Raw genomic sequence first — 25,826 nt, forward strand, 5'->3', positions numbered from 1 at the left:
CGTGGGTGAGCACAGCCCTAGACGGTGGTCTCGCGGCTGGCGCGCTTGCGCTCATGCTCCTTGAGGTGGCGCTTGCGCAGGCGCACGCTCTTGGGCGTGATCTCGACCAGCTCGTCGTCCTCGATGAATTCAACCCCGTATTCCAGCGTCAAATCGATCGGAGGCGTGATCTTGATTGCATCCTCCTTGCCGGAAACCCGGAAGTTGGTCAGCTGCTTGGTGCGCGTGGCATTGACCACCAGGTCGTTGTCGCGGCTGTGGATGCCGACGATCATGCCTTCGTACACCGGGTCGTTCGCTCGCACGAACATGCGGCCGCGATCGTCCAGCTTGCCCAAGGCGTAGGTGAAGATCTCGCCGTCGTCCATGGAGATCAGCACGCCATTCTTGCGGCTGCCGATCTCGCCCTTGTGCGGCTCGTAGCTGTCGAAGATATTCGAGATCAGGCCGGAGCCGCGCGTGAGGTTCAGGAACTCATTGGTGAAGCCGATCAGGCCGCGCGCCGGAATGCGGTACTCGAGGCGCACACGGCCGCGGCCGTCCGGCTCCATGTTGACCAGTTCGCCCTTGCGCTCGCCCAACGCCTGCATCACGCCGCCCTGGTGCTGGTCCTCGATGTCGGCCGTCACCATCTCGATCGGCTCGTGCCGCACGCCGTCGACATCGCGAAACACCACCCGCGGCTTGGACACCGCCAGCTCGTAGCCTTCGCGCCGCATGTTCTCCAGCAAGATGGTCAGGTGCAGCTCGCCCCGGCCCATCACTTCGAACACGCCCTCCTCGTCGGTCTCCTTGACCCGCAGCGCCACGTTGTGCTGCAGCTCCTTCTGCAGGCGGTCCCAGATCTGGCGGCTGGTGACGAACTTGCCTTCACGGCCGGCCAGCGGGCTGGTGTTGACGCAGAAGTTCATCGTCAGCGTGGGCTCGTCGACCATCAGCATGGGCAGCGGCGCCGGATTTGCAGGATCGGTCACGGTCACGCCGATGCCGATGTCGGCAATGCCGTTGACCAGCACGATTTCGCCTGGGCCGGCTTCGGTGGCCTGCACGCGCTCCAGCCCCTGGAAGGTCAGGACCTGGTTGACCCGGCCCTTGAAGGACTTGCCGTCGGCGCCTTCCATGACCACCACGTCCATCATCGGGCGAATGGTGCCGGCGTTGATGCGACCGACGCCGATGCGGCCCACGAAGGTCGAGAAGTCGATTGCCGAGATCTGCAGCTGCAATGGCGCGTCCGGATCGCCCGCATGGGCAGGTACATGCTCGAGGACGGTGTCGAACAGGGCCGACATGTCGGGACCCCACTGCTCGCCCGGTGCGCCCTCTTCCAGCGACGACCAGCCGTTGATGCCAGAGGCATAGACCACGGGAAAGTCCAGCTGCTCGTCCGTCGCCCCCAGCTTGTCGAACAGGTCGAATGCGGCATTGACCACGTGGTCGGGGCGAGCGCCCGGCTTGTCGACCTTGTTCACCACCAGGATCGGCTTGAGGCCCAGCGCCAGCGCCTTCTTGGTGACGAATCGCGTCTGGGGCATCGGGCCTTCCTGCGCGTCGATCAGCAGCACCACGCCATCGACCATGCTCAGGGCACGCTCCACCTCGCCGCCGAAGTCGGCATGCCCGGGGGTGTCCACGATGTTGATATGCATGCCCTTCCAGGTCACGGCACAGTTCTTGGCCAGGATCGTGATGCCGCGCTCTTTCTCGATCGCGTTGTTGTCCATGACGGTGTCGACCACCTTCTCGTGTGCCGCGAAGGTGCCGGACTGGCGCAGCAGCTGGTCGACCATCGTGGTCTTGCCATGGTCCACGTGGGCGATGATGGCGATGTTGCGAATCTGATTGGTGCTCATGGTGTGGCTTCGGTCAAAAGTGTCTGCTGGATTTCGATGGGGTTCAGCAAGCGCCCCGGGATGAGTTCGCCGGCCCTTACATGCGCGGTGCCGAGGAACGCGCGCGGCGTGTGGCCGAAGACGGCGACCTCGGCGGCATCGGGCCAGTCGCCGCGGCGGCGCAGGCCGGACAGAAAGCGTGCCGCATCTTCTGCCGCTAGCATGACGCTCGAATGGCTGGCCACCAACGACTCGACGGGCAGCAAGTGGGCGATGCGCTCTTCTTCGCTCATGGCCTCCAGCGCTTCCAGCGTCACGCACTGAGATGCCTGGAAATCGCCGGTGGCAGTACGGCGCAGCGCGCTGAGATGTGCACCGCAGCCGAGCGCCTCGCCGATGTCCTCGCCGAGCGTGCGGACGTAGGTGCCCTTGCTCACGCGGGCCTGGATGCGGATCTCATGCGCCGACAGCTGGCTGAGTGCGAGCGCGTGGATCACGACCTCGCGCGCCGCCCGCTCGACTTCGATGCCCTGGCGCGCATACTCGTAGAGCGCCTTGCCGTCCTTCTTGAGGGCACTGTGCATCGGCGGCACCTGTCGAATCGGCCCGGTGAACTGCACCTGCACGCGCGCCAGATCCGCAGGCGTGACGGCTACAGGCCGCTCCTCGATCACCTCGCCCTCGGCGTCGCCCGTGGTAGTCCGGATGCCCAGCCGCGCCGTCGCCTCGTAGGTCTTGTCCGCTTCCAGATGCAGCTGGCTGAACTTGGTCGCCGCCCCGAAGCACAGCGGCAGCACACCGCTTGCGAGCGGATCGAGCGTGCCCGTGTGCCCAGCCTTCTCGGCACGCAGCAGCCACTTGGCCTTCTGCAAGGCCTGGTTGCTGGACAGCCCCAGCGGCTTATCGAGCAGAAGCACCCCATGCACAGGGCGCCGCTGCACCCGTGTGCGTGGCGCGTTCATGCTCAGTCGTCTTTGGAACGGGAGGCGACGGCCTGCGCGATCAGCGCATTCATGTCGGCGGCGCGCTCGGTAGTGCGATCGAACTGGAAGTGCAGCGTGGGCACCGTGTGGATGTGCAACCGCTTGAAGAGGCCATTGCGCAGGAAACCTGCCGCCTGGTTGAGCGCCTCGGTGGTCTCCACCGGGTCGCCCACCAGCAGGCTGAAGAAGACCTTCGCATGCGCATAGTCGGGCGTAACCTCGACCGCCTGGATCGTGACCATGCCCACCCGCGGGTCCTTGAGCTCGCGCGCGATCAGCTCCGTCAGATCCCGCTGGATCTGATCGGCAACCTTGAAGGCGCGATTGGGAGTGGCGGCTTTTCTCTTCGGCATGACCAGGATCTTGACGGCGTGGTACGCCTTACAGCGTACGAGCGATCTCCTTGATCTCGAAGAACTCCAGCTGATCACCTTCCTTGATGTCGTTGTAGTTCTTGAGCTTGATACCGCATTCGAAGCCTTCGCGCACCTCGCGCACATCGTCCTTCATCCGCTTGAGCGACTCGAGCTCGCCGGTGTAGATGACCACGTTGTCGCGCAGCAGGCGGAAATGCGCGCTGCGGGTGACATAGCCGGACGTGACGTAGCAGCCGGCGACCGTGCCGATCTTGGAGGCCACGAACACCGTGCGGATCTCGGCCGACCCGATGACCTCTTCCCGCCGCTCGGGCGCCAGCATGCCGGCCATGGCCGTCTTCAACTCGTCCACAGCGTCGTAGATGATGCTGTAGTAGCTGATGCTGACATTGTTGCCCTCGGCCAGGCGGCGCGCGCCGGCGTCGGCCCGCACGTTGAAGCCGATGACAGTGGCCTTGGAGGCGATCGCGAGGTTGATGTCCGACTCGCTGATGCCGCCCACCGCCGCGTACACCACCTGCACCTTGACCTCGTCCGTCGAGAGCTTGAGCAGAGACTGCGCGAGCGCTTCCTGGGAGCCCTGGACGTCGGCCTTGATGATGATGGGCAGCGTCTTGACTTCGGCGCCCAACTCCGAGAACACGTTCTCGAACTTGGCAGCCTGCTGCCTTGCCAGCTTGGTGTTGCGGAACTTGCCAGCGCGGTAAGTCGCGATCTCGCGCGCGCGGCGCTCGTCGCCCATCACCATGAACTCGTCGCCGGCCTGCGGCACCTCGGTCAGGCCCTGGATCTCCACCGGGATCGAAGGACCGGCCTCCTTCGTGGGCTTGCCGTCTTCGTCCAGCATGGCGCGCACGCGGCCGTACGTGGAGCCGGCCAGCACCACGTCGCCGATCTTGAGCGTGCCGGATTGCACCAGCACGGTCGCGACCGGGCCCCGGCCCTTGTCGAGCTGCGCTTCGATCACCAGGCCCTTGGCGGCCGCATCGACCGGCGCCTTGAGCTCGAGCACCTCGGCTTGCAGCAGCACCTGCTCCAGCAGATCGTCCACGCCCTGGCCCGTCTTCGCGGACACCGACACGAAAGGGGTCTCGCCGCCGTACTCCTCAGGCACCACTTGCTCGGCCACCAACTCCTGCTTGACGCGATCGAGGTTGGCATCGGGCTTGTCGATCTTGTTGATCGCCACCACGATCGGCACCTTGGCCGCCTTGGCGTGGCTGATGGCCTCTTTGGTCTGGGGCATGACACCGTCGTCCGCCGCGACCACCAGGATCACGATGTCGGTTGCCTGCGCACCGCGGGCTCGCATGGCGGTAAACGCCTCGTGGCCCGGGGTGTCGAGGAAGGACACCATGCCGCGTTCGGTCTGCACGTGGTAGGCGCCGATGTGCTGCGTGATGCCGCCGGCCTCGCCTGCCGCGACCTTGGTGCGGCGGATGTAGTCCAGCAACGAGGTCTTGCCGTGGTCGACGTGGCCCATCACGGTCACGACCGGCGCACGCGGCAGCGCCTCGGCCAGTTGCGCCGACACGTCCTCGTCGGTGAAAGCTTCGGGATCGTCCAGCGCGGCAACGACCGCGCTATGGCCCATTTCCTCCACGATGATCATCGCGGTGTCCTGGTCCAGCGACTGGTTGATGGTCGCCATTTGGCCCAGCTTCATCAGTTGCTTGATGACTTCCGATGCCTTGATCGCCATCTTATGCGCCAGCTCGGACACCGTGATGGTCTCAGGCACGTGCACTTCAAGCACGCGCGCTTCGACCGGCGCGGCCTGCACGCGTTCTTCCTGGCCGCCACGGTCATTGCCGCGGCGCCCGCGCGGACCGCCGCGCCAATTGCCGCGACCAACGCCGCCGCTGGCATCGCCGCGGGTCTTTATTTCTTTCTTCTTGGCGGTGTCACCGGCCCAGCTCGACGAGAGCTTGGCAGACTTGACTTCCTTGCCAGCGCCCGGCGCGGCGGCGCCAGGCGCCCCCGGTGCCGCCGTGCGAGCGGCGGGTGCGGCCGGCTTGTGCAGCGTGCCCTTGACGCCTGCGGCCTTGGCTTCCGCTGCCACCTTCTCCGGGGCCTTGTGCGGCACCAGCACACGGGCGGGCGCATTCATCATGGCGCGGATGGCTTCAGCCTCGGCCAGCGCCTTGCGGCGACGTTCGTCGAGGTCCTTGGCGCGCGCGGCTTCTTCGTCGGCACGGGCCTTGGATTCGGCAGCCGCCTTGACTTTGGCGTCTTCCTTGACCTGGGCAGCGGCGGCTTCGGCGGCGGCCTTGCGGTCGGCTGCGGCCGGCGCTTCCTCCGGCGCTTCGGGTGCGCCTTCGGTCATGGCGGCGGCAGCCTTTTCCGCGGCCGCCTTCGCACGCGCGGCGCGGGCCTGCTGCTCCACCTGTTCGGCACGCTCGGCCTTCTCGCGCTCTCGTGCCTCGGTCTCCTCGCGCAGGCGGCGCTTCTCGACGAGCTCTTCCTCCTGGCGGCGGATCAGCTCGGCCTGGCGGCGTGCTTCCTCCTCGCGGCGCGCGAGTTCGCCTTCGTCCACACGCGGCGCCGCGGGTTCGGCAGCGGAGGGCGCAGGAGCGTCGGCGACACCCCTCACAGGCTCGGGCGTGGCCGGATGCCCCTCATCGCGCTGGATGAAGGTGCGCTTCTTGCGCACTTCGACCTGGATCGTGCGCGCGCGGCCAGTGGCGTCGGCCTGCTTGATCTCGGTGGTCGATTTCTTGGTGAGCGTGATCTTCTTGCGCTCAGGCTCGACCGTGCCGTGGCTGGCCTTCAGGAAGCCGAGCAGGCGCTGCTTGTCGGCCTCGGTGAGCGCGTCGGTAACGGCGGCCTTGGTCACGCCCGCGCTCTTGAGCTGGTCAAGCAGGATTTCGGGCGTCTTCTTGAGCTCGTTCGCGAACTCGGCGACAGTGGTACTGGACATATTGCTTTCGTGCCTCCATGACCGTCACTCTTGGCCAGCGAACCAGTGTTCGCGGGCCTTCAAGATCAGGTTCTTGGCTTCATCGGCGCTCTGGCCGGTGATTTCGGTGAGTTCGTCGACCGCGAGGTCGGCCAGGTCGTCGCGCGTGTGCACGCCGGCCTCGGCCAGCTTCGGGATCAGGGCGGGGTCGAGGCCCGCGAGGTCGCGCAGGTCCTGCGAGACGCTCTCGACGTTCTCTTCCCGGGCGATTTCCATGGTGAGCAGCGCATCCTTGGCGCGCGAGCGCAGCTCGTTGATCGTGTCCTCGTCGAAGCTCTCGATCTCGAGCAGCTCGGAGATCGGCACGTACGCCACCTCCTCGAGGCTGGTGAAGCCCTCGGAGATCAGGATGTCGGCGATCTCTTCGTCGACATCGAGCTTCTCCATGAAGAGCTTGCGACTGGCATCGGTCTCGGTCGCCTGCTTCTGGGCAGACTCGTTGGCATCCATGATGTTGATCTTCCAGCCAGTCAGATCGGAAGCGAGCCGCACGTTCTGGCCGCCGCGGCCGATGGCGATGGCGAGGTTCTCCTCATCGACCACCACGTCCATGGCGTGCTTTTCCTCGTCGACCACGATGGAGGACACGTTGGCCGGAGCCAGCGCGCCGATCACGAACTGGGCCGGGTCTTCGCTCCACAGCACGATGTCCACGCGCTCGCCGGCGAGCTCGTTGGTGACGGCGTTGACGCGCGTGCCGCGCACGCCGACGCAAGTGCCGATCGGGTCGACGCGCTTGTCGTGCGAGAGCACGGCGATCTTGGCGCGCGAGCCGGGGTCGCGGGCGCAGCTCTTGATCTCGAGCAGGCCCTGCTCGATCTCGGGCACTTCCTGGCGGAACAGCTCGATCATGAATTCGGGCGCTGCACGCGACAGGATGATCGGGGCACCGCGCAATGTCAGGTCCACCTCCATGATCATCGCGCGCACGCGGTCGCCGTTGCGCAGGTTCTCCTTGGCGATCATCTCGCTGCGGCGCAGGCGCCCTTCGACGCGGCCTGCCTCGACGATGATGTCGCCCTTGTCGAGGCGCTTGACGGTGCCGGTGAAGATCTTCTCGCCGCGCGACATGAAGTCGTTGAGCAGCATCTCGCGCTCGGCGTCGCGGATCTTCTGCAGGATGACCTGCTTGGCCGCCATCGCGCCGATGCGCCCGATCGGCACCGACTCCACCGATTCCTCGATGTACTCGTCGAGCTCGATGTCGGGCATCTCTTCCTTGGCCTCGAACAGCAGGATCTCCTGGTCGGGCAGCTGCAGGCCGGCCTCGTCGGGCACCACGTGCCAGCGGCGAAAGGTCTCGTAGTCGCCGCTGTCGCGATCCACCGCCACGCGGATGTCCACATCGCCCGGATAGAGCTTCTTGGTGGCTTGCGCCAAGGCAGACTCGACCGCGCCGAAGACGACGTCACGCTCGACGTTCTTCTCGCGCGAGATCGCATCCACCAACATCAACATTTCGCGATTCATGCCACCACTCTCCTTGTTCAGTCCGACACTGTCATGTCGGGTTTGGGCCTGCGCCCCTTGAAATCCACGATCGGGGCGAGCCGCGCCTCGCGCACCTCGTCCAGGGCGAAGCCCAGCGCCTGCATTGCGGCCGGCGGGCGCTTCCTGCTGATCTTCTGGCCGGGCTTCGGCGCCGTCTTTCCTTCGGGTTCCTGGCTCCAGACGATCTGCCAGCCCTGGGACCCATCGGCCCCTGCGACCCGCTCCAGCGTGCCGCGAAACTTCTTGCGATTGGCCGCTACCTGGCCCGCCGCAGCGGCGCCCATGGGCGCCTTGAGCGTGATGTCGATCACCTCGCCGACGAAACGTTCGAAATCCTGCGCATTGCGCAGCGGCCGGTCAATGCCTGGCGAAGAAACCTCGAGCCGCTTGTAGTCGATGCTTTCCACTTCCAGCGCGAACTGCAGTTGGCGAGTGACCTTCTCGCAATCCTCGACGGTGACGAGAGGCTCCGGCGCGCCGGGCGCCGCTGCCTCCGATGTGGGGCCGCTCCAGGGCAAATCAATCGTGACACGCAGCAGTCCTCCCGCCGAGCGCTCGACCTCGACCAGGTCGTAGCCGAGACCGGCCACGGTTCGTTCCACTGTCTGCTGCAATGCCACGTGCTTGAGTGCGCCTTCTGCGTGTGCTCGGTGCGCCGCCCGCCCAGCGCCCCGAAAAAAATGCTTCGACCAATAAAAAACGGGCGGTAGGTACCCGCCCGTTTGGTCGTGAGCCTCGAATTATATGCCAATCGTGTCAGGAAGCACTCCTTTCTACGCGGCAAAAGCGCCTGCCAACCGCCTGGCGTGCCACCAGACCCAAGCGAACAGCAACGCGCCAAGCGCCAGCACCACAGCAGCCACCACCAGCGGCAGGGTGAACGACCCTGTACGCTGGGCGAGCGGGGCGGCGAAGAGCGGCCCCAGGATCTGGCCGACGCCATAGGAGGCCGTCGCATAGCCGATCAGCCCGGCCGCCGCATTTCCACGAAGCCGACGCGCCTCCCGCATTGCGAACAGTGTGATCGCCGTGAACGGCAGGCCCAGCAACAGACTTCCCAGCATGAAGCCACCGATGCTCGGCCAAGCCACGGACAGCAACACACCGAGCGCCTGAAGCGCGTACGCAACGGCAAGCAGCAGCCGGTTGTCCCAACGGACCGGCGCCCGCGCCCCGATCAACGCGCCGGGCACCACCGCCAGACCGACCACCGGCCAGAAGAAGTCGGGCCACGGCGAGCCCGGCAGCGCCTGTCGCGCGATCACGGGCAAGAAGGTCGCGGTGATGATGTAGCCGAAGCCGGCGAGGCCGTACAGCGCGACCAGCCACACGGCATCGGCTCTAGCGGCGGCAGGGTCGGCTTGTCCGGCGGGGGGCGCGCCTGACGCTGGCGTGGGTGCCAGGGAGTGGGCACCGTCGCCGAAAATGCGCCAGACGCCGACGATCAGCACCGCCGACAGCAACCCGAACCCGATCCAACCGGCCGCCGAGCCCCAGCGTCCGATCGCGCCGCCCAACAGCCCCGTGATGGCGATGCCGATGCCAGGGCCGGTGTAGATCACCCCCTGCAGGGTCGGCGCGTGGGTCTCGGCCAAGCGCCGGAGGCCCCAGCCGGAAGCGAAGACGAAGGTCCAGGCGCTCACGATCCCGGCCGCCGTTCGCAGCACGCCCCAGGCCGTAAAGCTGTCCAAGAGCCCCATCCCGAGCAGAAGCGCCGCGGTGGCAACCAGCCCGCCGCGCACCATCGTGGCAGCCTCGATCCGGATCGCCGCACAGGACAGCGCGCCCAGGAAATAGCCCAGGTAGTTGAGGGATGCCAGCAGTCCGCCCGCTTCAAGCCCCAGTCTGCCCTCGTGCAGCATGACCGGCAACAAGGGCGTGAAGGCAAATCGCCCGAGGCCCATCGCGACCGCGAGGGCCACCATGCAAGCCAGCGCCGCGCGCCACGCGCTGTGCCGGTCGCTTCCGATAGTCGACATCGATGTGTTCCCGGATGAGTTCAATCAGCCAGCCGCCGCAGCCACCAGCTTCCTCGTGTAGGGATGCTCCGGCGCATCGAGAACCCGCAGGGCAGCACCGGACTCGAGGATCGCGCCATCCTTCATCACGATGACCTGGTGCGCCATGGCCCGGATCACCTCGACATCGTGCGTGATCAGCAGGTAGCTCAGGCCCCGCTCGCGCTGCAGGCGCTGAAGCAGGCCCAGCACCTGCTTTTGAATGGTGACATCGAGGGCACTGGTGGGCTCGTCAAGCACCAGGAGCCGCGGATCGACGATCAGCGCCCGCGCAATGGCCAGCCGCTGGCGCTGGCCGCCGGAGAATTCGTGGGGATACCGATCGAGAAGCGAGGGGAACTGAACCTCGGCCAAGCCCACATCGGCCAAGGCTTCCAGAGCGCGCACGCGGCGGGCGGCGATGTCAAGCTCGGGTGCATGCACCGTCAGGCCTTCGCCAACGATCTGCTCCACCGTCATCCGCGGTGAGAGCGAGGAGAACGGATCCTGGAACACCACTTGCATCTGCCGACGCAGCGCGCGGTCGTTCGCCCTTCCGCCATTCCAGCCCTGGCCGGCGACGCCGAGACTGCCGCTGTGCTTGAGCAGTCCCAGCGCCGCCAAGGCCAGGGTGGATTTGCCCGAGCCCGACTCGCCCACCACGCCCAGAGTCTCGCCCTGTCCAATGCGGAAATCGGCGCCTTGGACCGCCACGAACTCGCCCTTGCGGAACCAACCGGCGAAGCCGGGGCGCGAGACAGGGTAGCTCACCCGCAGGGCTCGGGCCTCCAGCACCGGCGGCTCCTGCTGAGGCGGCACGGGCGGCACATCGCGGGCGGGCCGGCTGTCGATCAGCTTTCGGGTGTAGGCATGCTGGGGGGCGCCGAACACGTCGGCCACGGTGCCCTGTTCGACGATGTCGCCGCTCTCCATCACCGCCACCCGGTCGGCGAAGCGGCGCACCATGTTGAGGTCGTGCGTGATCAGCAGCACGGCCATCCGGTGCTTGCTCTGAAGTTCGCCCAGCAGGTCCAGGATCTGCGCCCGCACCGTCACGTCGAGCGCCGTGGTGGGCTCGTCGGCCAGCAGCAGGCGCGGCTTGCACGCAAGCGCCATGGCGATCATGGCGCGCTGGCGCTGGCCACCCGAAAGCTGGTGCGGGAAGGCTCGCGCGCGGCGCGCCGGCTCCGGGATGCCGGTGTCGGCCAGGAGCTGGACAGCGGCCTCCTGCGCCGCATGCCTGGAAAGGGCCTCGTGCATTTCCAGGACCTCGGCGATCTGGTCGCCCACGGTGTAGAGCGCGTTCAGCGCGGTCATCGGCTCCTGGAAGATCATTGCGATCTCCTTGCCGCGAATAGCGCGCAGATCGCGCTCGCGCAGTGACAGCAGATCGCGCGTGCCGGCACCCTCCCCTCCACCTGCCAGGCGCACGCGGCCGGACACCTCGGCGTTCTGGACCAGCCGCAGCAGGCTCAGCGCGGTGACCGTCTTGCCCGAGCCCGATTCGCCCACCAGGGCCAGCTTCTCGCCGGGCGCGATGCCGAAGTCGATGCCATGTACGACCTCCTTGCCGCCAAAGGCGACGCGCAAGCCCCGGACGTCGAGCAAGGCAGCGCTCATATCGGCCCCCTCGCTCTGCACTTCGTGTCATCGCGCTCCCACGAGGGTGCGCGAGCTTGCTTGGGGCGGCCCGGCGTGGCCCTCATTGATCGACCTTCCGCGGATCGAGCGCATCGCGCAGGGCGTCGCCCATGAAGGTCAGGAGCATCAGTGTCACGACGAGCACCCCGAACGTGGAGAGCGAGATCCACCAGGCATCGATGTTGGCCTTGCCCTGGCTCAGCAGCTCGCCCAGCGAAGGGGTGCCCGGCGGGACGCCCAGGCCCAGGAAGTCGAGCGAGGTCAGCGCAAGGATGGCCGCGCTCATGCGAAAGGGGAGGAAGGTCACCACTGGCGTCATGCTGTTGGGCAGGATGTGGCGCCACATGATCTGCAGATTGCCCACGCCGAGCGCGCGCGCAGCGCGCACATAGTCCATCTGACGATTGCGCAGGAACTCCGCGCGCACATAGTCCGAGAGGCCCATCCAGCCGAACAGGCTCAGAAGGATCAGCAGCAGGGCCACGCTGGGCGCGAAGATGGCGCTGAAGATGATCAGCAGGTACAGCTCGGGCATGGAGCCCCAGATCTCGATGAAGCGCTGGAAGGCAAGGTCGGTCTTGCCGCCGAAGTAGCCCTGCACCGCTCCGGTGATGATGCCCAGCACCACGCCGGTCACGGTGAGCGCCAGCGCGAAAAGCACGCTCACGCGAAAGCCGTAGATCAGTTGCGCCAGCAGGTCGCGGCCGCGGTCGTCGGTACCGAAGAAGTTTTCGCGGGAGGGCCCGGAAGGATTCGGTGCCGTGGCGAAGTAGTTGAGCGTGCGCGGGCCATACGGATTGGGCGCGTAGAGCGCCCAGTTGGCTCCGCCGGTGATGCGCTCACGGATGAACGGGTCGAGGTAATCGGCAGGTGTCTCGAAGTCTCCGCCGAAGGTCTTCTCGGAGTAGTCCCGCAGCACCGGAAAGTAGGTCTGCCCCTCGTAGCGCACGATCAACGGGCGGGCTGTGGAGAGCACCTCGGCGAACAGGCTCAGCACCACCAGGACGCTGAAAACCATGAGGCTCCAGAAACCGAGCTTGTTGCGCTTGAAGCGCAGCCAGGCACGACGGGCGGGGCTAAGACTGACGGTCGCTCCGGACTGGCCGGCCGATGCCACCGCTTGCCCTTCGACAGGCTTCGAAAGGCCGGCGCTGATGGGGGACTCAATCGAACTTGACACGCGGATCCACCCAAACGTAGCAAAGGTCGCTGATCAGCTTGGTCACCAGTCCGATCAGTGTGAAGAGATAGAGCGTGCCCAGCACCACGGGATAGTCGCGCCGAATCACGCTTTCATAGCTCAGGAGGCCCAATCCGTCGAGCGAGAACAGTGTTTCGATGAGCAGCGAGCCGGTGAAGAAGGCGCCGATGAAAGCTGCCGGAAACCCCGTGATGATCGGAATCAGGGCGTTGCGGAAGACATGCTTCCAGAGCACCCGGCGGTCGCTCAGGCCCTTGGCGCGGGCGGTCAACACGTACTGCTTGCGGATCTCCTCGAGGAAGGAGTTCTTGGTCAGCATCGCAGTCACGGCGAAACTGCCGAGCACCATGGCCGTGACCGGCAGCGTGATGTGCCAGAGGTAATCGACGATGCGGGCGCCCCAGCTCATGCTTTCCCAGTTGGACGAGGTCAATCCGCGCAGCGGAAACCACTGCAATTGCCCCCCGAAGACCACGAGCAGCGCGACGCCGAGCACGAAACCCGGAATGGCATAGCCGATCAGGACGATGAGCGTCGTGATGAAGTCGAAGCGCGTGCCCGCGCGCACGGCCTTCGCGACGCCCAGCGGCACGGCGATCAGGTAGCTGATGAAGAAGGTCCACAGGCCCAGGCTGATCGAGACCGGCAGCTTTTCCTTGACCAGCTCCCACACGGCCTTGCGCTGGTAGAAGCTGTTGCCGAGGTCGAAGCGTGCATAGCCCTTGAGCATCTGCCAGAAACGTTCCAGCGGCGGCTTGTCGAAGCCGTAGAGCTGCTTGATCTCCTCGATGCGCCGCGGGTCAAGGCCCTGGCGGCCGCGGTAGCCGGAGCCGCTGGTAGCAGCCCGTTCGCCGCCGGAGTCGCGGCCTTGCAGTTGCGACACCATCTGCTCCACCGGCCCTCCGGGCACGAACTGGATCACGCCGAAGGTCACGATCAGCACCCCCAGCAGCGTGGGCACCATCAGCAGCAGGCGTTTGAGGATGTAGCTGGCCATGAAGTGGGTGCCCTACTTGTTGGAGGGCGAAGCCCACCATGTCGACACGGCCCAGGTGCCGGCGTCGTAATAAGGCGGAAGCACCTTGGGCAGCACGAAAGGCCCCGGGCGATATCCGACCAGGAAGCTGTTGCTCGTCCATTGCGGGATCGAGTAGTAGCCATGAGAGAGCACCCGGTCCAGCGCGCGCATCGCGACAGACAGTTCAGGCCTCGTGGTGGCTTCCACCACCTTCTGCAGCAACGCATCAACGGCCGGATCGCGGATCCCCCAGATGTTGGCGGAGCCCGATGTGCCCGCCGCCTTGGACCCGAAATAGTCGAACAGCTCGCCACCGGGTGCCGTGGTGCCAGGCTTGCGCAGGCTGCTGAACTCGAAATCGAATTCGTCCATGCGCTGCTGGTAGAGCGAGCCGTCCACGTTGCGAATGGTGAGCTCGATGCCGAGCTTGCGCATCGCGGCCTGCATCGGCAACACCAGGCGGTTGCCCGAGGGCTGTGCGTTCAGGTACTCGATGGTCATGGCCTCGCCCTTCGAGTTGCGCAGCGCGCCGTCTCGATAGGTCCAGCCGGCCTCCGCCAACAAGGCACGCGCCTTGCGCAGGTTGCCGCGCAAGCTGGAGGGTGGATCCGTGCTGGGTGGCACCGGCGCAGGGCCGAAGACCTCGGGCCGAAGCTGCTTGCGCAGCGGCTCGAGCAGCGCCAGCTCGTCGGCGCCGGGGACGCCTTCGGCATGGAAGTCGCTGTTGGGGAAGTACCCCACTGCGCGCTTGTACAGGCCATAGAACATCTGCCGGTTGAGCCACTCGAAATCCATGGTCAGCCCAAGTGCCTGCCTCACCCGGATGTCCTGGAACTTCGGCTTTCGCAGATTGAAGATGTAGCCCTGGAAATCCCCCGGGTTTCGGTTCTCGAATGCCTGCTTCCTGAGCTCGCCGGTCTCGAAGGGCTTGCCATAGTACTGGCGGGCCCAGTTGCGCGAAATGAACTCGCGCATGAAGTCGAACTCGCCTGCCTTCAGTCCTTCGAAGCGCGCCGTCTCGTCCAGGTAGAGCTTGTACGTGACGCGATCGAAGTTGAGCTGGCCTCTTCGTACCGCGAGATGGGCGCCCCAGTACTTGGGATCGCGCACGTACGTAATGTCGCGCCCCAGCCGCGCGCTGGCCGGCTGGTAGGGTCCGGATGCGATGGGCAGTTCGACGTTGATCTGGTCGAAAGGCTTGCCGCCGCCCCAGGCGCGGCTGAAGACCGCCATGCCCCCCACCACCAGCGGGAGCTCCCGGTTGCTGCTCGCAAACTCGAAGCGCACGGTGCGCTCGCCCAGCGCCTTCGCGCCCTTCACTTCGGCGTAGATGGTCTTGAACTGGGGCGCCGCGAGCTTGCCCGTCAACGTCTCGAACGAATAGACCACATCGGCCGCAAGCACGGGCGTGCCGTCGTTGAAGCGCGCCTCCGGCCGAATCTTGAAGGTCGCAGACCGCCTGTCCGGCGCCACTTCCACATCCTCGGCCAGGAGGCCGTAGGCCGTGGTGGGCTCCTCGTCATTGCCGATGAGCAGGCTCTCGAACACCAGCTGCGCCAGGCCGGCCGGCGGGGTTCCTTTGAGGGTGAACGGATTGAACTTGTCGAAGTTGGTGACGGCAATCGGCGGCACCATGCGGATCTCGCCACCCTTGGGCGCGTCCGGGTTGACGTAGTCGAAATGCGTGAAGCCCGGCGGGTACTTGATGTCTCCGAACTGCGCGTACGCATGGGCGGCCCACGAGGGAGCCGCCGAGAGCGCCAACACCAAGAGCAGCCAACCTCGCATGCGAGAATTCTGCCCAAGATTTTCACGAGGTCGCTTCATGGGCTTTCTTTCCGGCAAAAAATTCCTGATCACCGGCGTGCTGAGCAACCGCTCCATCGCCTACGGCATCGCCAAGGCCTGCCACGAGCAAGGAGCCGAACTCGCCTTCAGCTACGTGGGCGAGCGCTTCAAGGACCGCATCACCGAGTTCGCGGCCGACTTCGGCTCCAAGCTGGTGTTCGACTGCGACGTCGGCGACGACACGCAAATCACCCAGCTGTTCACCGACCTGTCGCAGACCTGGCCCAAGTTCGATGGTTTCGTGCACAGCATCGGCTTCGCGCCGCGCGAGGCGATCGCTGGCGATTTCCTCGACGGCCTGTCGCGCGAGGGCTTCAGGGTGGCCCATGACATCAGCGCCTACAGCTTCCCGGCCATGGCGAAGGCGGCCCTGCCTTACCTCAACGACAAGTCGGCCCTGCTCACACTCACCTACCTGGGCTCCGAGCGTGTGCTGCCCAACTACAACACGATGGGTCTCGCCAAGGCCTCGCTCGAGGCCTCGGTACGCTACCTGGCCGAATCGATGGGCCCCAAGGGCATGCGCGTCAACGGCATCAGCGCCGGTCCGATCAAGACACTGGCGGCCAGCGGCATCAAGGGCTTCGGCAAGATCCTCGCAGTGGTGGCGGAGGTCTCCCCGATCCGGCGCAACGTCACGATCGAGGAAGTGGGCAACGTCGCGGCCTTCCTGCTGAGCGACCTGGCCAGCGGTGTGACTGCCGAGATCACCTATGTCGACGGCGGCTTCAGCCAGGTCGTCGGCGGCATCGCCGAATAGCGCGCCGCTTCGCGCGATTTGCCGGCGGCAGACCGGCTCGCCTCAGCACAAGAAATTCATTCAGGGAACAACACATGGATCGTCGAAAGCTACTGCTTCTCGGCCCCGCGCTCGCGCTGGCGCCCTTTGCACTGGTGCATGCGGCCGCGTCGAAGCTCATGCTGGCCGAGGTCTATCGCCGCGGAATGCCGCTGGCGGACTACTGGGTCAGCGAGAAGTACGACGGCATGCGCGGCTACTGGGACGGCAGGCAGCTCTGGACGCGTGGCGGCGAGCGCGTGGCAGCTCCCGCCTGGTTTACCGCAGTGCTGCCGGCGGTGCCGATGGACGGCGAACTGTGGGCCGGCCGCGGGCGCTTCGCGGAGACGGTATCCACGGTTCGCGACCAGGCGCCGAACGACACGGCCTGGCGGAACATCCGCTTCATGGTTTTTGACCTGCCGGCCCGGCCCGGCGACTTCACGGCACGGCTGGCAGCGCTGCGCAAGTTGCTGCCCTTGAAGGACGCCTCGTGGGTGGTGCCGGTGCCCCAGGTGCAGGCCGGCACGCACGAGGAGCTGCAGGCGCTGCTCGACAAGACAGTGCGCATGGGCGGCGAAGGCTTGATGCTGCATCGGGGTGCCTCCGCCTACCGCGGGGAACGATCAGCCGACCTGCTCAAGTTCAAACCTTACGAGGACGCCGACGCACGGGTCCTCGCACACGTGCCTGGCCGCGGCCGGCACCTCGGGCGCATGGGCGCACTGCTCGTCGAGACGCCCGAAGGCCGGCGCTTCAAGCTGGGCGGCGGCTTCAGCGACGCGCAACGCGAACACCCGCCGGCTGCGGGAAGCTGGGTCAGCTATCGCTACAACGGCACGAATCCCGGCGGCCTGCCGAGATTCGCGCGCTTCCTGCGGGTGCGGGACGACCTCGCCTCCTCTTCCTAGGCGCCGTGCCCTTACTTGGGCAGCAGCACCTTGTCGACCACGTGGATCACGCCGTTCGACTGGTAGACATCGGCGGTGCTCACGGTGGCCCAGCCGCCGTTCTCATCGCCCACCATGATCTTGCCGCCGCTTTCCTTGGCGGTGAGCGTGCCGCCCGCGGCCGTCTTGAGCGTGGCCATGCCCTTGCCGTCCATGATCTGGCTGCCCAGCGCCGCGGCGTCCAGCTTGCCTGGGACCACGTGGTAGGTCAGCACGGCGGTGAGCTTGCCCTTGTTCTCGGGCTTGAGCAGTGTGTCCACGGTGCCGGCGGGCAAGGCGGCGAATGCCGCGTTGGTCGGCGCGAACACGGTGAAGGGGCCCGGCCCCTTGAGGGTTTCGACCAGACCGGCAGCCTTGACCGCGGCAACCAGCGTGGTGTGGTCCTTCGAATTGACGGCGTTGTCGATGATGTCCTTGGTCGCGAACATCTGCGCGCCGCCGACCATGACTTGCGCGGAGGCGATGGTGGCGGCGCCTGCGGCCATCGCAACGGCCAGGGTGATGGAAGCGAGACGGGGGAAGCTGCTGCTCATGATGGAAGGCTCCTTTGGGGGTGACACCGGCACCGGTTTGGCGGCGGCTGCATTCAATACGGAGGGCGAGCCGGATTGGATTCCACGCACGAAGCGAAATACTGCATTCCAGGCCGCTTACCATCGCCGGATGTCCTGGCTCTCTCCGACACACGAAGCACACATCCGCCCCCACTGCCTCGACGCGCGCGAACCGTGAGCTTGAGCGGACCCATCGTCGTGGCGGTGCTCTTCGGCGCCCTGCTCCACGCCGCCTGGAATGCGCTCATCAAATCGGGCACCGACAAGCCGCTGGACACCGCGCTGGTTCACAGCATGGGCATCTTCATCGCCGTTCCGCTGGTGATGATCACGGGCCTGCCGCCGCTCGCAGCCTGGCCCTACATGGCGGCTTCACTGCTGATCCATATCGCCTACTACACCGCGCTGGCTGGCGCCTACAAGCACGGGGACCTGAGCCTCACCTATCCGGTGATGCGCGGCTGCGCGCCGTTGCTCGTCGCCATGGGCAGCGCGACGTTCATCGGCGAGGCAATCCCGGTGACAGCCTGGGTCGGCGTCGCCGTGCTGTGCGCGGGCGTGGTCACGCTGGGCCTGTCGCGCTCGGCGCTGCACGAGAACGACCCATCCCGACGCAACAAGGCGCTCGGCTTCGCGCTGGCCAATGCTGCCGTCATCGCCCTCTACACCGTCGTCGACGGCATCGGGGTGCGCGTCGCGGGCAATGCACTGGCCTATGTGGCGACACTGTTCCTGTTCGACGGCATCCCCTACATGCTGCTGGTGCTGTGGCGCCGCCCCGGCAAGCGCCGCGAGGCGCTTGGCTACATGGCGGGCCGATGGAAGCTGGCGCTGATCGGCAGCGCCGCCTCGCTGGGCAGCTACGGCATCGCGCTGTGGGCCATGACCCGGGCGCCGGTGGCGATCGTCGCGGCGCTGCGCGAAACCTCGGTGCTGTTCGCCGCGCTGATCGGCACGCTGTTCCTTCGCGAGGGCTTCGGCTGGCAGCGCGCCGCGGGCACGCTGATCATCGTGGCTGGCGTGATGGTGCTGCGCCTGGCTTGACTCCGCTCAGCCCGCGCGCACGCAGTCCGCGTAGTAGCGCTTCTTGCCGGTCTCGTCGATGCGCGCCACGAGCCCGTGGATGTCGGTCTCGAAGCCCGGGCACTCGCTGTTGAACTCGCGCGCGAACTTGAGGTAGTCGACGATCTTCTTGTTGAAGACCTCGCCCGGGATCAGCAGCGGAATGCCGGGCGGGTACGGCGTGATCAGGCTGGTGGTGATGCGGCCTTCGAGTTGGTCGATTTCCACCCGCTCCGTCTTGCGGTGCGCGATGTGGGCGTAGGCGTCGCTGGGCTTCATCGCCGGCTCGAGGTCGCTCAGGTACATCTCGGTCGTGAGCCGTGCCACGTCGTGGCGTGCATAGAGCTCGTGGACATGCTGGCAAAGGTCGCGCAGCCCCAGGCGCTCGTAGCCCGGATGGCTCTGGCAGAACTCCGGCAGGATGCGCCACATCGGCTGGTTGCGCGCATAGTCGTCCTTGAACTGCTGCAGCGCCGTGAGCAGCGTATTCCAGCGGCCCTTGGTGATGCCGATCGTGAACATGATGAAGAAGCTGTAGAGCCCCGTCTTCTCGACGATCACGCCGTGCTCTGCCAGGAACTTGGTGACGATGCTGGCCGGAATGCCGGTCGCGGCGAACTTGCCGTTCAGGTCCAGGCCGGGCGTCACGATGGTCGACTTGATCGGATCCAGCATGTTGAAGCCGTCGGCGAGCTTGCCGAAGCCGTGCCAGTTGCGCGCGCCGTTCCTGGCATTCGGGCCGCTGCGGGACTCGCCGTGCATGATCCAGTCGCTGGCGCGGCCGATGCCTTCGTCCACCAGCTTCTCGGGACCCCACACCTTGAACCACCATTCGTCCTTGCCGAACTCCTCCTCCACCTTGCGCATCACACGACGGAAGTCCAGCGCCTCGAGGATGCTCTCTTCCACCAGCGCGGTGCCGCCGGGCGGCTCCATCATCGCGGCGGCCACGTCGCAGCTGGCGATGATCGCGTACTGCGGGCTCGTGGAGGAGTGCATCAGGTAGGCCTCGTTGAAGAGGTCGCGATCGAGTGCGCGGTTCTGAGAGTCCTGCACCAGCACATGGCTGGCCTGGCTGATGCCGGCCAGCAGCTTGTGCGTGGACTGGGTCGCGAACACCAGCGACTCCTTCGGCCGCACGCGCCGCTTGCCCATCGCGTGGTAGGTGCCATAGAAGGGGTGGAAGGCCGCGTGCGGCAGCCAGGCCTCGTCGAAGTGCAGCGTGTCCACGTAGCCGTCGAGCATGCGCTTGATGGTCTCGGTGTTGTAGATCACGCCGTCGTAGGTCGACTGCGTGAGCGTCATGACCCTCGGCTTGACCTTGTCGGCATCGACATGCGAGAGCAGCGGATTGGCGCGGATCTTGTCCTTGATGGCCGCTGGCTCGAACTCGCTCTGGGGGATCGGGCCGATGATGCCGAAGTGGTTGCGCGTCGGCTTCATGAAGACCGGGATGGCGCCGGTCATGATGATCGCGTGCAGCACCGACTTGTGGCAGTTGCGGTCCACCACCACCACATCGTCGGGCGCCACCGTGTGGTGCCACACCATCTTGTTGCTGGTGCTGGTGCCGTTGGTCACGAAGAAGCAGTGGTCGGCGTTGAAGATGCGCGCCGCGTTGCGCTCGCTCGCGGCCACCGGGCCGGTGTGGTCGAGCAACTGCCCGAGTTCCTCCACCGCATTGCACACGTCGGCGCGCAGCATGTTCTCGCCGAAGAACTGATGGAACATCTGGCCGACGGGGCTCTTCAGGAAAGCGACGCCCCCGGAATGGCCGGGGCAGTGCCAGGAGTAGGAGCCGTCTTCCGCGTAGTCGATCAGGGCCTTGAAGAACGGCGGCTGTACCCCTTCGAGGTAGGACTTGGCCTCGCGAATGATATGGCGCGCCACGAATTCCGGCGTGTCCTCGAACATGTGGATGAAGCCATGGAGTTCTCGCAGGATGTCGTTCGGCAGATGGCGCGAGGTTTTCGTCTCGCCATAGATATAGATCGGCACGTCGGCGTTCTTGCGCCGCACCTCGCCGATGAAGTTACGCAGGTTCAAAACCGCTGGGTCCAGGTCGGGGCCCGGGGTGAACTCCTCGTCGTCGATCGAGAGGATGAAGGCGCTGGCGCGGCTCTGCTGCTGGGCGAACTGGCTCAGGTCGCCGTAGCTGGTGACGCCCAGCACTTCGAAGCCCTCGCTTTCGAAGGCCTTGGCCAGCGCGCGAATACTGAGTCCCGAGGTGTTCTCGGAGCGGAAGTCCTCGTCGATGATGACGATGGGAAAGCGGAATTTCATGGGGGGCTCCGGCGGGCGGGACAAGCAAACAGGCGCGAAGTGTACGGAATTCGGATGAAGGGATCGCCGCGCTTTTTGACACAGAATGTCGTGCCTTCACTTAGAGAGGAGTCGTGACATGGCGAGTTCCACCGTTTGGTGGCTGATTGCAGGGGGAGCCGTCGTGCTGGAGCTGCTGTCCGGCACCGTCTACCTGCTGCTGCTGAGCGCGGGTTTCGCCGCCGCAGCCATCTCGGCGCATGCCGGCGCAGGTCTGGGCACGCAGCTGGTCGTGGCGGCGGTGGTCGGCGTGGGCGCGGTCCTCGTGTGGCACACGATTCGCCGCAAGCGCCCGGCAGAGCCACCGGCTACCGCCAACCGCGACCTCAACCTGGACATCGGCGAGAGCATCTTCGTCGAGGCCTGGAATCCGGACGGCACGGCCACCGTGCGCTATCGCGGCGCGCAATGGACCGTGGTGCCCCGCCCCGGCGCCACGCCGGCCCCCGGCGAGCACCGCGTGACCGAGGTCGTCGGCAGCCGGCTGGTGGTCGACAAGATCTGATACTGCAGCAACAAGCACAACGAGGAAGCATCTTCATGGAATTCACCGTCCCCCTGGTCCTGCTGGTCATCGCGATCATCGTCATCAGCCAGTCCATCAAGTTCGTGCCGCAGCAGAACGCCTGGGTGCGCGAGCGCCTGGGCAAGTACCACAACACGATGACGCCTGGGCCCAACTTCCTGATCCCTTTCATCGACAAGGTGGCCTACAAGCACAGCCTGAAGGAGATCCCGCTGGATGTGCCAAGCCAGATCTGCATCACCCGCGACAACACGCAGCTGCAGGTCGACGGCATCCTCTACTTCCAGGTCACCGACCCGATGCGGGCGAGCTACGGCTCGTCGAACTACATCGTGGCCGTGACGCAGCTGGCGCAGACATCGCTGCGCAGCGTGATCGGCAAGCTCGAGCTCGACAAGACCTTCGAGGAGCGCGACATCATCAACGCGCAGGTGGTGGCCGCCATCGATGAGGCGGCGTTGAACTGGGGCGTAAAGGTGCTGCGCTACGAGATCAAGGACCTGACGCCGCCGAAGGAGATCCTGCAGGCCATGCAGCGCCAGATCACGGCCGAGCGCGAGAAGCGCGCGCTGATCGCCGCCTCCGAAGGCCGCCGCCAGGAGCAGATCAACATCGCCACCGGCGAGCGCGAGGCCTTCATCGCGCGCTCCGAGGGCGAAAAGCAGGCCCAGATCAACAACGCCCAGGGCGAGGCCGCGGCCATCACCGCTGTGGCGGAGGCCACGGCCGGGGCCATCGAACGCGTGGCCGCCGCCATCCGCCAGCCGGGCGGCGAGCAGGCCGTACAGCTCAAGGTGGCGGAGCGCGCCGTCGATGCCTACGGCAAGGTTGCGGCCGACGCCACCACCACCCTGATCGTGCCCAGCAACATGAACGAAACCGCCACGCTCATCGCCTCGGCAATGCGCATGGTGCAGGCGGGAAAGACGTCGACTACCGCCTGAGAGGGGTCGATCCTCGCTGCTACAATCGCGGGCTTCGGAGCGGTGGATGAGTGGTTTAAGTCGCACGCCTGGAAAGCGTGTGAGGGTTAATAGCCCTCCGCGGGTTCGAATCCCGCCTGCTCCGCCAACCACTCAATAAGCACGGGCCTTCGCGGCCCGTTTTGCTTCCAGTTCCCACAAAAATCCCCACAAAGAGGAAACGGCGTGCAAGGAGCTTCGACCCCGTACTATCTCGACTGGACCTTCTGGGCATTCGTAGCTTCTGCGATTGCGATCGCGCTATCCCAAGTACCTCCCTTGAAGGACTGGTTTCGACCACCCAAGCTGGTGGTCGAGACGCCCAAAAAGTTCCGTCTCACCCACATAGTCGGTTATCCGACGGCTGGCGTCATCCTGAACATTCGGAACACAGGCGGTCGCTCAACCCGGATCACGGCGATCAATCTCGAAATAAGACGTTCCGGAAAGCATCTGATCGAGCTGCCGGTCACGGAATTTTTTCCGGACCAAACGAACAACCAAACGCTGATGTTCATGCCCCTGACGCTGGCTTCTGGCGCAGAGGCCACGCTCAGCGTCAATGCGTATCTCGATCTCACTCGCGAGAAAACGCGTGAACTAAATCTACTTTCTTCCGCAGTGAAGCGAGAGGGCTATAGGCCCACGCCAGGATATGCAGGGCCGGCGCCCATCAGTCCAACTCTGGTGGAGCAGGGAGTGAAGCTGTTTCAGCAGAACTTCCAGTGGATGGCTGGCGAGTACGAGCTCCGGATAAACATCGCCACAGAGGAAAATTGTTCGGTCAAGCAAGCACCGAAGCAGTTCACTCTTTGGGAGTCCGATGAAGCGGAACTTCGCGCGTTCACCGACGAGTACAAGTTTGGCATTGGAATCGGCATTCCGAACCAAAAACAGGCAACCGGTGTTTTCGTGACGCTACGGGCTTGAAATCGGACATCGCTCCCCCCCGGTGGGAACAGGAGGGCAGCGCTAGTTAGAGATTCGCAGAGCGTTTTGCCTTTTGCTCTTGAGCACATGCTTCGAAGTTCTTGAACTCATACGTGAGCAAGATCATTCCCGTATTGGGACTTGCTGCTAACGCTTTTAGAGAGATGGCTTCGAGTCCATCAGAAGCGCTTGGGTTTGCCCACATGACAGCAAGCGTCCGCTCCTCCGCTTTCAAACCCATCATGAAGTCTCGTGGCTCGTTCCAGATGCTCTTGTGTTGCAGATAGTCGAACTTTTTCCCTGCCCCATACTTTAACGTTATAGCTGATTGGATCGCTTCAAATTCGCTCAGCAATCCGTCGCCATAGGCGCTCGTGCTGATGTTGCTCTTCCACGCTTGAACCCTGCAGAGTCCGCTGACGGGAGTTATCAAGAAGCGGTAGTCGTCGAAATCGGGGTGACCACTACGCAGGTTATTTGCAATGTAAACATTAGGCGTTTTTGAAGGCTGCAACGTTCCTTGAGTAGCGACTTGCTCTTTTGTCATTCCCATTTCCACGCCAAACGGTCCAGCAAATGAGGCAGTTGGAAGAAGCACGAGCGAACCGATGAGAAAGAGTTTTTTCATAAGAATGGTTTTCTGTCCACATTTAGCGAAGGAAGAGGAAGCGCCCGGTTTCCCTAGGATGGGTTCCAAATTCGGAGTACCCCGGAGGGTCGACAACAACCATCGGCCACAACCGAATGGCAGTTATGGATCGTAGATGCACACGGTCTTTCGGCTACGTGAATTTCTCCCCACAAACGCGAGAAGCTTGGTGCCGCAATCCGGACGCGTGGCACAACAAGGGCTAGGCCGGGCGCCCAGGGTTCCTACACCTTCGGCGGCTCGCTTCCAGAGAGCTCGCAGTACCAGACCTGAGCGTTCCACTGCTCGCCGTTCGCCTCGATGCCGGTGAAGCTGATCGAATTGCCGAAACACGCCTTCAGGGACACGCGGTGCAATGTGCCCTCGGGCGGCGGCTTGCCGTGCGGTCCGGCTTGGCTCAGGTACAGCACCGCTCCGTGCATCTCCAAGGCGCCATGCAACCACGGCTGCTCGCCGAATTGCCGGTCGGTCAGTTCCACCCCGCGCCGAAAGCGGCGCTTCATCTGCACTCTCATACTGTATGAATATACAGCTTGCGACGCCGCCCCGGCGCACCAGAGCCGCCGCGGCAGCCCAAGTCCAAGCTAGACCGCGCGAGCCGAAGGAGCCGCCAGCAGCCGAGGAGCCAACCCTCTTTGAGCCTCTACCCTGCCGGTGAGCTGCAGCACAGATTCCTTCCATCAAAGAAGGCGGCGGCCGACGCAAGGGGGAGTGCACACGCCCACCATCGTTTACATGAGCCGCTTCCGCTTTCTCATCTTGACGGTAGAAGCGCTCCACCCGGGAGCGTTTGAATGGTCGCTGTCCGAGTCCTTCGATGACCTGCCGGGGTTCACACCTTACATGCGATCAGATCGTACCTTCTCGACCTACGAGAGCGCCTGGGAGTCGGGTTGCACTGCACTCGCTTTCAACATTGCAAATTCAGAACTGCATCTCCTGGCCGACGGTGACTGAGCGGGTCAAGCGTCTTGCGATAGGGCGCCAGATCCCTGTTCTCGGCTCAGAAACTCGTCGATCCAGGTGCGCGCCTTTGTCGCCAATTGCCTTCTGGCGGTTGCCTCTTCTGCGACCCCGCTGATGCCGACGCGAGACATGACCTTGCCGGAACGCTTCACATCGGCATAGAAATACATTCCTTCGCCAACAGGCTCGCATCCAACCTCAATGGTCCAGTCAGGGGGGGCAGGAGGTGGGTCCGAGGGTTGACGAGGCGGTGATATTTTCATCTGAAGCCAAGTTGAGGCTCAGCAACAAGTATGCAGCACCCGTGCAGGGCTGCAACAGGGCAAATGTCACTCAACAAGCCTAGGAGGGGCCGGGGTCACCTTCATTGCTTCATCAAAGCTCTTGTTCGCGAGCCTGCGGAGCCTGAGGCAGGCGTCTAGTTCCATTGGACTCGGCTTAGGACGCGCAAGTATTCCAAGTTGTGATGGTAGAAGCGAACCTCTTCTTGGTCCGCTAACCGGACTGCCTTTCGCCACAGCTGGAGCAACGTTAAATCGTCCATGGCAAATCATCCCAGCAGATCAGTCGATTTGCCTTGGTGGCCCTAGGTCGGAGGAATAGCCATCCGCCATGACCTCGACGCTGCGGGGAACCACACCCAAGCCCGCCAGCGCATTCCGCACTGCTTCAAGAAACTCCTCTTCGATCACCGGGCGGTCGACCAAGAACAGGAGCCCGTTGACTCGGTGGTAGTAGGGCGTCTCGAGCTTGGGCATCGTCGCCTCGTGCCGTGTGGGC

24 protein-coding genes and 1 tRNA gene are annotated in these 25,826 nt (G+C 64.9%); 8 read left to right on the forward strand and 17 right to left on the reverse strand.

Features of this window, described 5'->3' with window-relative positions; translation table 11 throughout:
* Positions 1-17 precede the first annotated feature (17 nt).
* The 11 genes from typA to G3W89_RS15970 form a co-directional block, all read right to left on the reverse strand.
* Positions 18-1,853, reverse strand: coding sequence for a translational GTPase TypA (typA, locus tag G3W89_RS15920; RefSeq protein WP_162575099.1), 1,836 nt, complete (start codon positions 1,851-1,853; stop codon positions 18-20).
* The gene (truB, locus tag G3W89_RS15925) at positions 1,850-2,794 is read right to left on the reverse strand and encodes a tRNA pseudouridine(55) synthase TruB (protein WP_162575100.1); all 945 of its coding nucleotides are present in this window, start codon (positions 2,792-2,794) and stop codon (positions 1,850-1,852) included. Before truB ends, typA begins: the two co-directional genes overlap by 4 nt.
* A 2-nt stretch (positions 2,795-2,796) precedes the next feature.
* Positions 2,797-3,168: a 30S ribosome-binding factor RbfA gene (gene rbfA / locus G3W89_RS15930; RefSeq protein WP_068685509.1), complete on the reverse strand. Its 372-nt coding sequence runs from the start codon at positions 3,166-3,168 to the stop codon at positions 2,797-2,799.
* A gap of 28 nt (positions 3,169-3,196) precedes the next feature.
* Entirely contained in the window at positions 3,197-6,112 is a 2,916-nt protein-coding gene (infB, locus tag G3W89_RS15935; protein ID WP_162575101.1) for a translation initiation factor IF-2, read from the reverse strand.
* 24 nt (positions 6,113-6,136) lie between these two features.
* Positions 6,137-7,621 carry a transcription termination factor NusA gene (gene nusA / locus G3W89_RS15940; RefSeq protein WP_162575102.1) on the reverse strand — a complete coding sequence of 495 codons (1,485 nt, stop codon included), beginning with the start codon at positions 7,619-7,621 and terminating at the stop codon, positions 6,137-6,139.
* A 17-nt stretch (positions 7,622-7,638) separates the two neighbouring features.
* Complete coding sequence (gene rimP / locus G3W89_RS15945; protein ID WP_162575103.1) at positions 7,639-8,262, reverse strand: ribosome maturation factor RimP; 624 nt, start codon at positions 8,260-8,262, stop codon at positions 7,639-7,641.
* A gap of 153 nt (positions 8,263-8,415) precedes the next feature.
* The gene (locus G3W89_RS15950; protein WP_162575104.1) at positions 8,416-9,621 is read right to left on the reverse strand and encodes a YbfB/YjiJ family MFS transporter; all 1,206 of its coding nucleotides are present in this window, start codon (positions 9,619-9,621) and stop codon (positions 8,416-8,418) included.
* A 24-nt stretch (positions 9,622-9,645) separates the two neighbouring features.
* Positions 9,646-11,259 (reverse strand): ABC transporter ATP-binding protein, encoded by a 1,614-nt coding sequence (locus G3W89_RS15955; protein WP_162575105.1) that lies wholly within the window; start codon positions 11,257-11,259, stop codon positions 9,646-9,648.
* Positions 11,260-11,341: 82 nt separating this feature from the next.
* Positions 11,342-12,397, reverse strand: coding sequence for an ABC transporter permease (locus G3W89_RS15960; protein WP_162577500.1), 1,056 nt, complete (start codon positions 12,395-12,397; stop codon positions 11,342-11,344).
* Positions 12,398-12,443: 46 nt separating this feature from the next.
* Positions 12,444-13,478, reverse strand: a complete 1,035-nt coding sequence (locus G3W89_RS15965; RefSeq protein ID WP_162575106.1) for a microcin C ABC transporter permease YejB — start codon at positions 13,476-13,478, stop codon at positions 12,444-12,446.
* A gap of 12 nt (positions 13,479-13,490) precedes the next feature.
* On the reverse strand, positions 13,491-15,287 hold the full coding sequence (locus G3W89_RS15970; protein ID WP_162575107.1) for an extracellular solute-binding protein: 1,797 nt from the start codon (positions 15,285-15,287) through the stop codon (positions 13,491-13,493).
* 37 nt (positions 15,288-15,324) lie between these two features.
* Here G3W89_RS15970 and fabI point away from each other — a divergent pair, with 37 nt between their 5' ends.
* Both fabI and G3W89_RS15980 read left to right on the forward strand, forming a co-directional pair.
* Positions 15,325-16,107 (forward strand): enoyl-ACP reductase FabI, encoded by a 783-nt coding sequence (gene fabI / locus G3W89_RS15975; RefSeq protein WP_162575108.1) that lies wholly within the window; start codon positions 15,325-15,327, stop codon positions 16,105-16,107.
* A 74-nt stretch (positions 16,108-16,181) separates the two neighbouring features.
* Entirely contained in the window at positions 16,182-17,036 is an 855-nt protein-coding gene (locus tag G3W89_RS15980; protein WP_162575109.1) for a DNA ligase, read from the forward strand.
* An 11-nt stretch (positions 17,037-17,047) separates the two neighbouring features.
* Here the strand turns inward: G3W89_RS15980 and G3W89_RS15985 are convergent, their stop codons facing one another.
* Positions 17,048-17,608 carry a fasciclin domain-containing protein gene (locus tag G3W89_RS15985; RefSeq protein ID WP_162575110.1) on the reverse strand — a complete coding sequence of 187 codons (561 nt, stop codon included), beginning with the start codon at positions 17,606-17,608 and terminating at the stop codon, positions 17,048-17,050.
* A gap of 195 nt (positions 17,609-17,803) precedes the next feature.
* Here G3W89_RS15985 and G3W89_RS15990 point away from each other — a divergent pair, with 195 nt between their 5' ends.
* The gene (locus G3W89_RS15990) at positions 17,804-18,673 is read left to right on the forward strand and encodes an EamA family transporter (RefSeq protein ID WP_162575111.1); all 870 of its coding nucleotides are present in this window, start codon (positions 17,804-17,806) and stop codon (positions 18,671-18,673) included.
* Positions 18,674-18,679: 6 nt separating this feature from the next.
* On the opposite strand, the gene G3W89_RS15995 is transcribed toward G3W89_RS15990, so the two are convergent.
* Positions 18,680-20,974: an arginine/lysine/ornithine decarboxylase gene (locus tag G3W89_RS15995; RefSeq protein WP_162575112.1), complete on the reverse strand. Its 2,295-nt coding sequence runs from the start codon at positions 20,972-20,974 to the stop codon at positions 18,680-18,682.
* A 118-nt stretch (positions 20,975-21,092) separates the two neighbouring features.
* Between G3W89_RS15995 and G3W89_RS16000 the strand changes: the two genes are divergently transcribed.
* The 4 genes from G3W89_RS16000 (at position 21,093) to G3W89_RS16015 (ending at position 23,431) form a co-directional block, all read left to right on the forward strand.
* Complete coding sequence (locus tag G3W89_RS16000; protein WP_162575113.1) at positions 21,093-21,518, forward strand: NfeD family protein; 426 nt, start codon at positions 21,093-21,095, stop codon at positions 21,516-21,518.
* Between the two features lie 35 nt (positions 21,519-21,553).
* Positions 21,554-22,483: an SPFH domain-containing protein gene (locus G3W89_RS16005; protein ID WP_162575114.1), complete on the forward strand. Its 930-nt coding sequence runs from the start codon at positions 21,554-21,556 to the stop codon at positions 22,481-22,483.
* Between the two features lie 36 nt (positions 22,484-22,519).
* Positions 22,520-22,610: transfer RNA gene (locus G3W89_RS16010), tRNA-Ser, on the forward strand.
* Between the two features lie 77 nt (positions 22,611-22,687).
* Positions 22,688-23,431 (forward strand): hypothetical protein, encoded by a 744-nt coding sequence (locus G3W89_RS16015; RefSeq protein WP_162575115.1) that lies wholly within the window; start codon positions 22,688-22,690, stop codon positions 23,429-23,431.
* Between the two features lie 46 nt (positions 23,432-23,477).
* Here the strand turns inward: G3W89_RS16015 and G3W89_RS16020 are convergent, their stop codons facing one another.
* Positions 23,478-24,059, reverse strand: coding sequence for a hypothetical protein (locus G3W89_RS16020; protein ID WP_162575116.1), 582 nt, complete (start codon positions 24,057-24,059; stop codon positions 23,478-23,480).
* Positions 24,060-24,304: 245 nt separating this feature from the next.
* The gene (locus G3W89_RS16025) at positions 24,305-24,589 is read right to left on the reverse strand and encodes a hypothetical protein (RefSeq protein ID WP_162575117.1); all 285 of its coding nucleotides are present in this window, start codon (positions 24,587-24,589) and stop codon (positions 24,305-24,307) included.
* A 226-nt stretch (positions 24,590-24,815) separates the two neighbouring features.
* Between G3W89_RS16025 and G3W89_RS16030 the strand changes: the two genes are divergently transcribed.
* Positions 24,816-25,037: a hypothetical protein gene (locus G3W89_RS16030; protein ID WP_162575118.1), complete on the forward strand. Its 222-nt coding sequence runs from the start codon at positions 24,816-24,818 to the stop codon at positions 25,035-25,037.
* Positions 25,038-25,042: 5 nt separating this feature from the next.
* Here G3W89_RS16030 and G3W89_RS16035 read toward each other — a convergent pair whose 3' ends face one another.
* Positions 25,043-25,216 carry a hypothetical protein gene (locus G3W89_RS16035; RefSeq protein WP_162575119.1) on the reverse strand — a complete coding sequence of 58 codons (174 nt, stop codon included), beginning with the start codon at positions 25,214-25,216 and terminating at the stop codon, positions 25,043-25,045.
* A 393-nt stretch (positions 25,217-25,609) separates the two neighbouring features.
* Entirely contained in the window at positions 25,610-25,804 is a 195-nt protein-coding gene (locus tag G3W89_RS16040; protein ID WP_162575120.1) for a hypothetical protein, read from the reverse strand.
* Between the last annotated feature and the right edge of the window lie 22 nt (positions 25,805-25,826).

Source organism: Variovorax sp. PBL-H6, from assembly GCF_901827155.1.
Taxonomy (GTDB): domain Bacteria; phylum Pseudomonadota; class Gammaproteobacteria; order Burkholderiales; family Burkholderiaceae_C; genus Variovorax.

Coding starts and splice junctions, on each gene's coding strand:
- G3W89_RS15965 (WP_162575106.1), bottom strand. CDS start 13,478: ATGGCCAGCTACATCCTCAAACGCCTGCTGCTGATGGTGCCCACGCTG.
- G3W89_RS15985 (WP_162575110.1), bottom strand. CDS start 17,608: ATGAGCAGCAGCTTCCCCCGTCTCGCTTCCATCACCCTGGCCGTTGCG.
- G3W89_RS16040 (WP_162575120.1), bottom strand. CDS start 25,804: ATGCCCAAGCTCGAGACGCCCTACTACCACCGAGTCAACGGGCTCCTG.
- rbfA (WP_068685509.1), bottom strand. CDS start 3,168: ATGCCGAAGAGAAAAGCCGCCACTCCCAATCGCGCCTTCAAGGTTGCC.
- G3W89_RS16000 (WP_162575113.1), top strand. CDS start 21,093: ATGGCGAGTTCCACCGTTTGGTGGCTGATTGCAGGGGGAGCCGTCGTG.
- G3W89_RS15995 (WP_162575112.1), bottom strand. CDS start 20,974: ATGAAATTCCGCTTTCCCATCGTCATCATCGACGAGGACTTCCGCTCC.
- infB (WP_162575101.1), bottom strand. CDS start 6,112: ATGTCCAGTACCACTGTCGCCGAGTTCGCGAACGAGCTCAAGAAGACG.
- G3W89_RS15950 (WP_162575104.1), bottom strand. CDS start 9,621: ATGTCGACTATCGGAAGCGACCGGCACAGCGCGTGGCGCGCGGCGCTG.
- typA (WP_162575099.1), bottom strand. CDS start 1,853: ATGAGCACCAATCAGATTCGCAACATCGCCATCATCGCCCACGTGGAC.
- truB (WP_162575100.1), bottom strand. CDS start 2,794: ATGAACGCGCCACGCACACGGGTGCAGCGGCGCCCTGTGCATGGGGTG.
- G3W89_RS15980 (WP_162575109.1), top strand. CDS start 16,182: ATGGATCGTCGAAAGCTACTGCTTCTCGGCCCCGCGCTCGCGCTGGCG.
- G3W89_RS16035 (WP_162575119.1), bottom strand. CDS start 25,216: ATGTATTTCTATGCCGATGTGAAGCGTTCCGGCAAGGTCATGTCTCGC.
- G3W89_RS16030 (WP_162575118.1), top strand. CDS start 24,816: ATGAGCCGCTTCCGCTTTCTCATCTTGACGGTAGAAGCGCTCCACCCG.
- G3W89_RS16020 (WP_162575116.1), bottom strand. CDS start 24,059: ATGAAAAAACTCTTTCTCATCGGTTCGCTCGTGCTTCTTCCAACTGCC.
- fabI (WP_162575108.1), top strand. CDS start 15,325: ATGGGCTTTCTTTCCGGCAAAAAATTCCTGATCACCGGCGTGCTGAGC.
- G3W89_RS16005 (WP_162575114.1), top strand. CDS start 21,554: ATGGAATTCACCGTCCCCCTGGTCCTGCTGGTCATCGCGATCATCGTC.
- G3W89_RS15970 (WP_162575107.1), bottom strand. CDS start 15,287: ATGCGAGGTTGGCTGCTCTTGGTGTTGGCGCTCTCGGCGGCTCCCTCG.
- nusA (WP_162575102.1), bottom strand. CDS start 7,621: ATGAATCGCGAAATGTTGATGTTGGTGGATGCGATCTCGCGCGAGAAG.
- G3W89_RS15955 (WP_162575105.1), bottom strand. CDS start 11,259: ATGAGCGCTGCCTTGCTCGACGTCCGGGGCTTGCGCGTCGCCTTTGGC.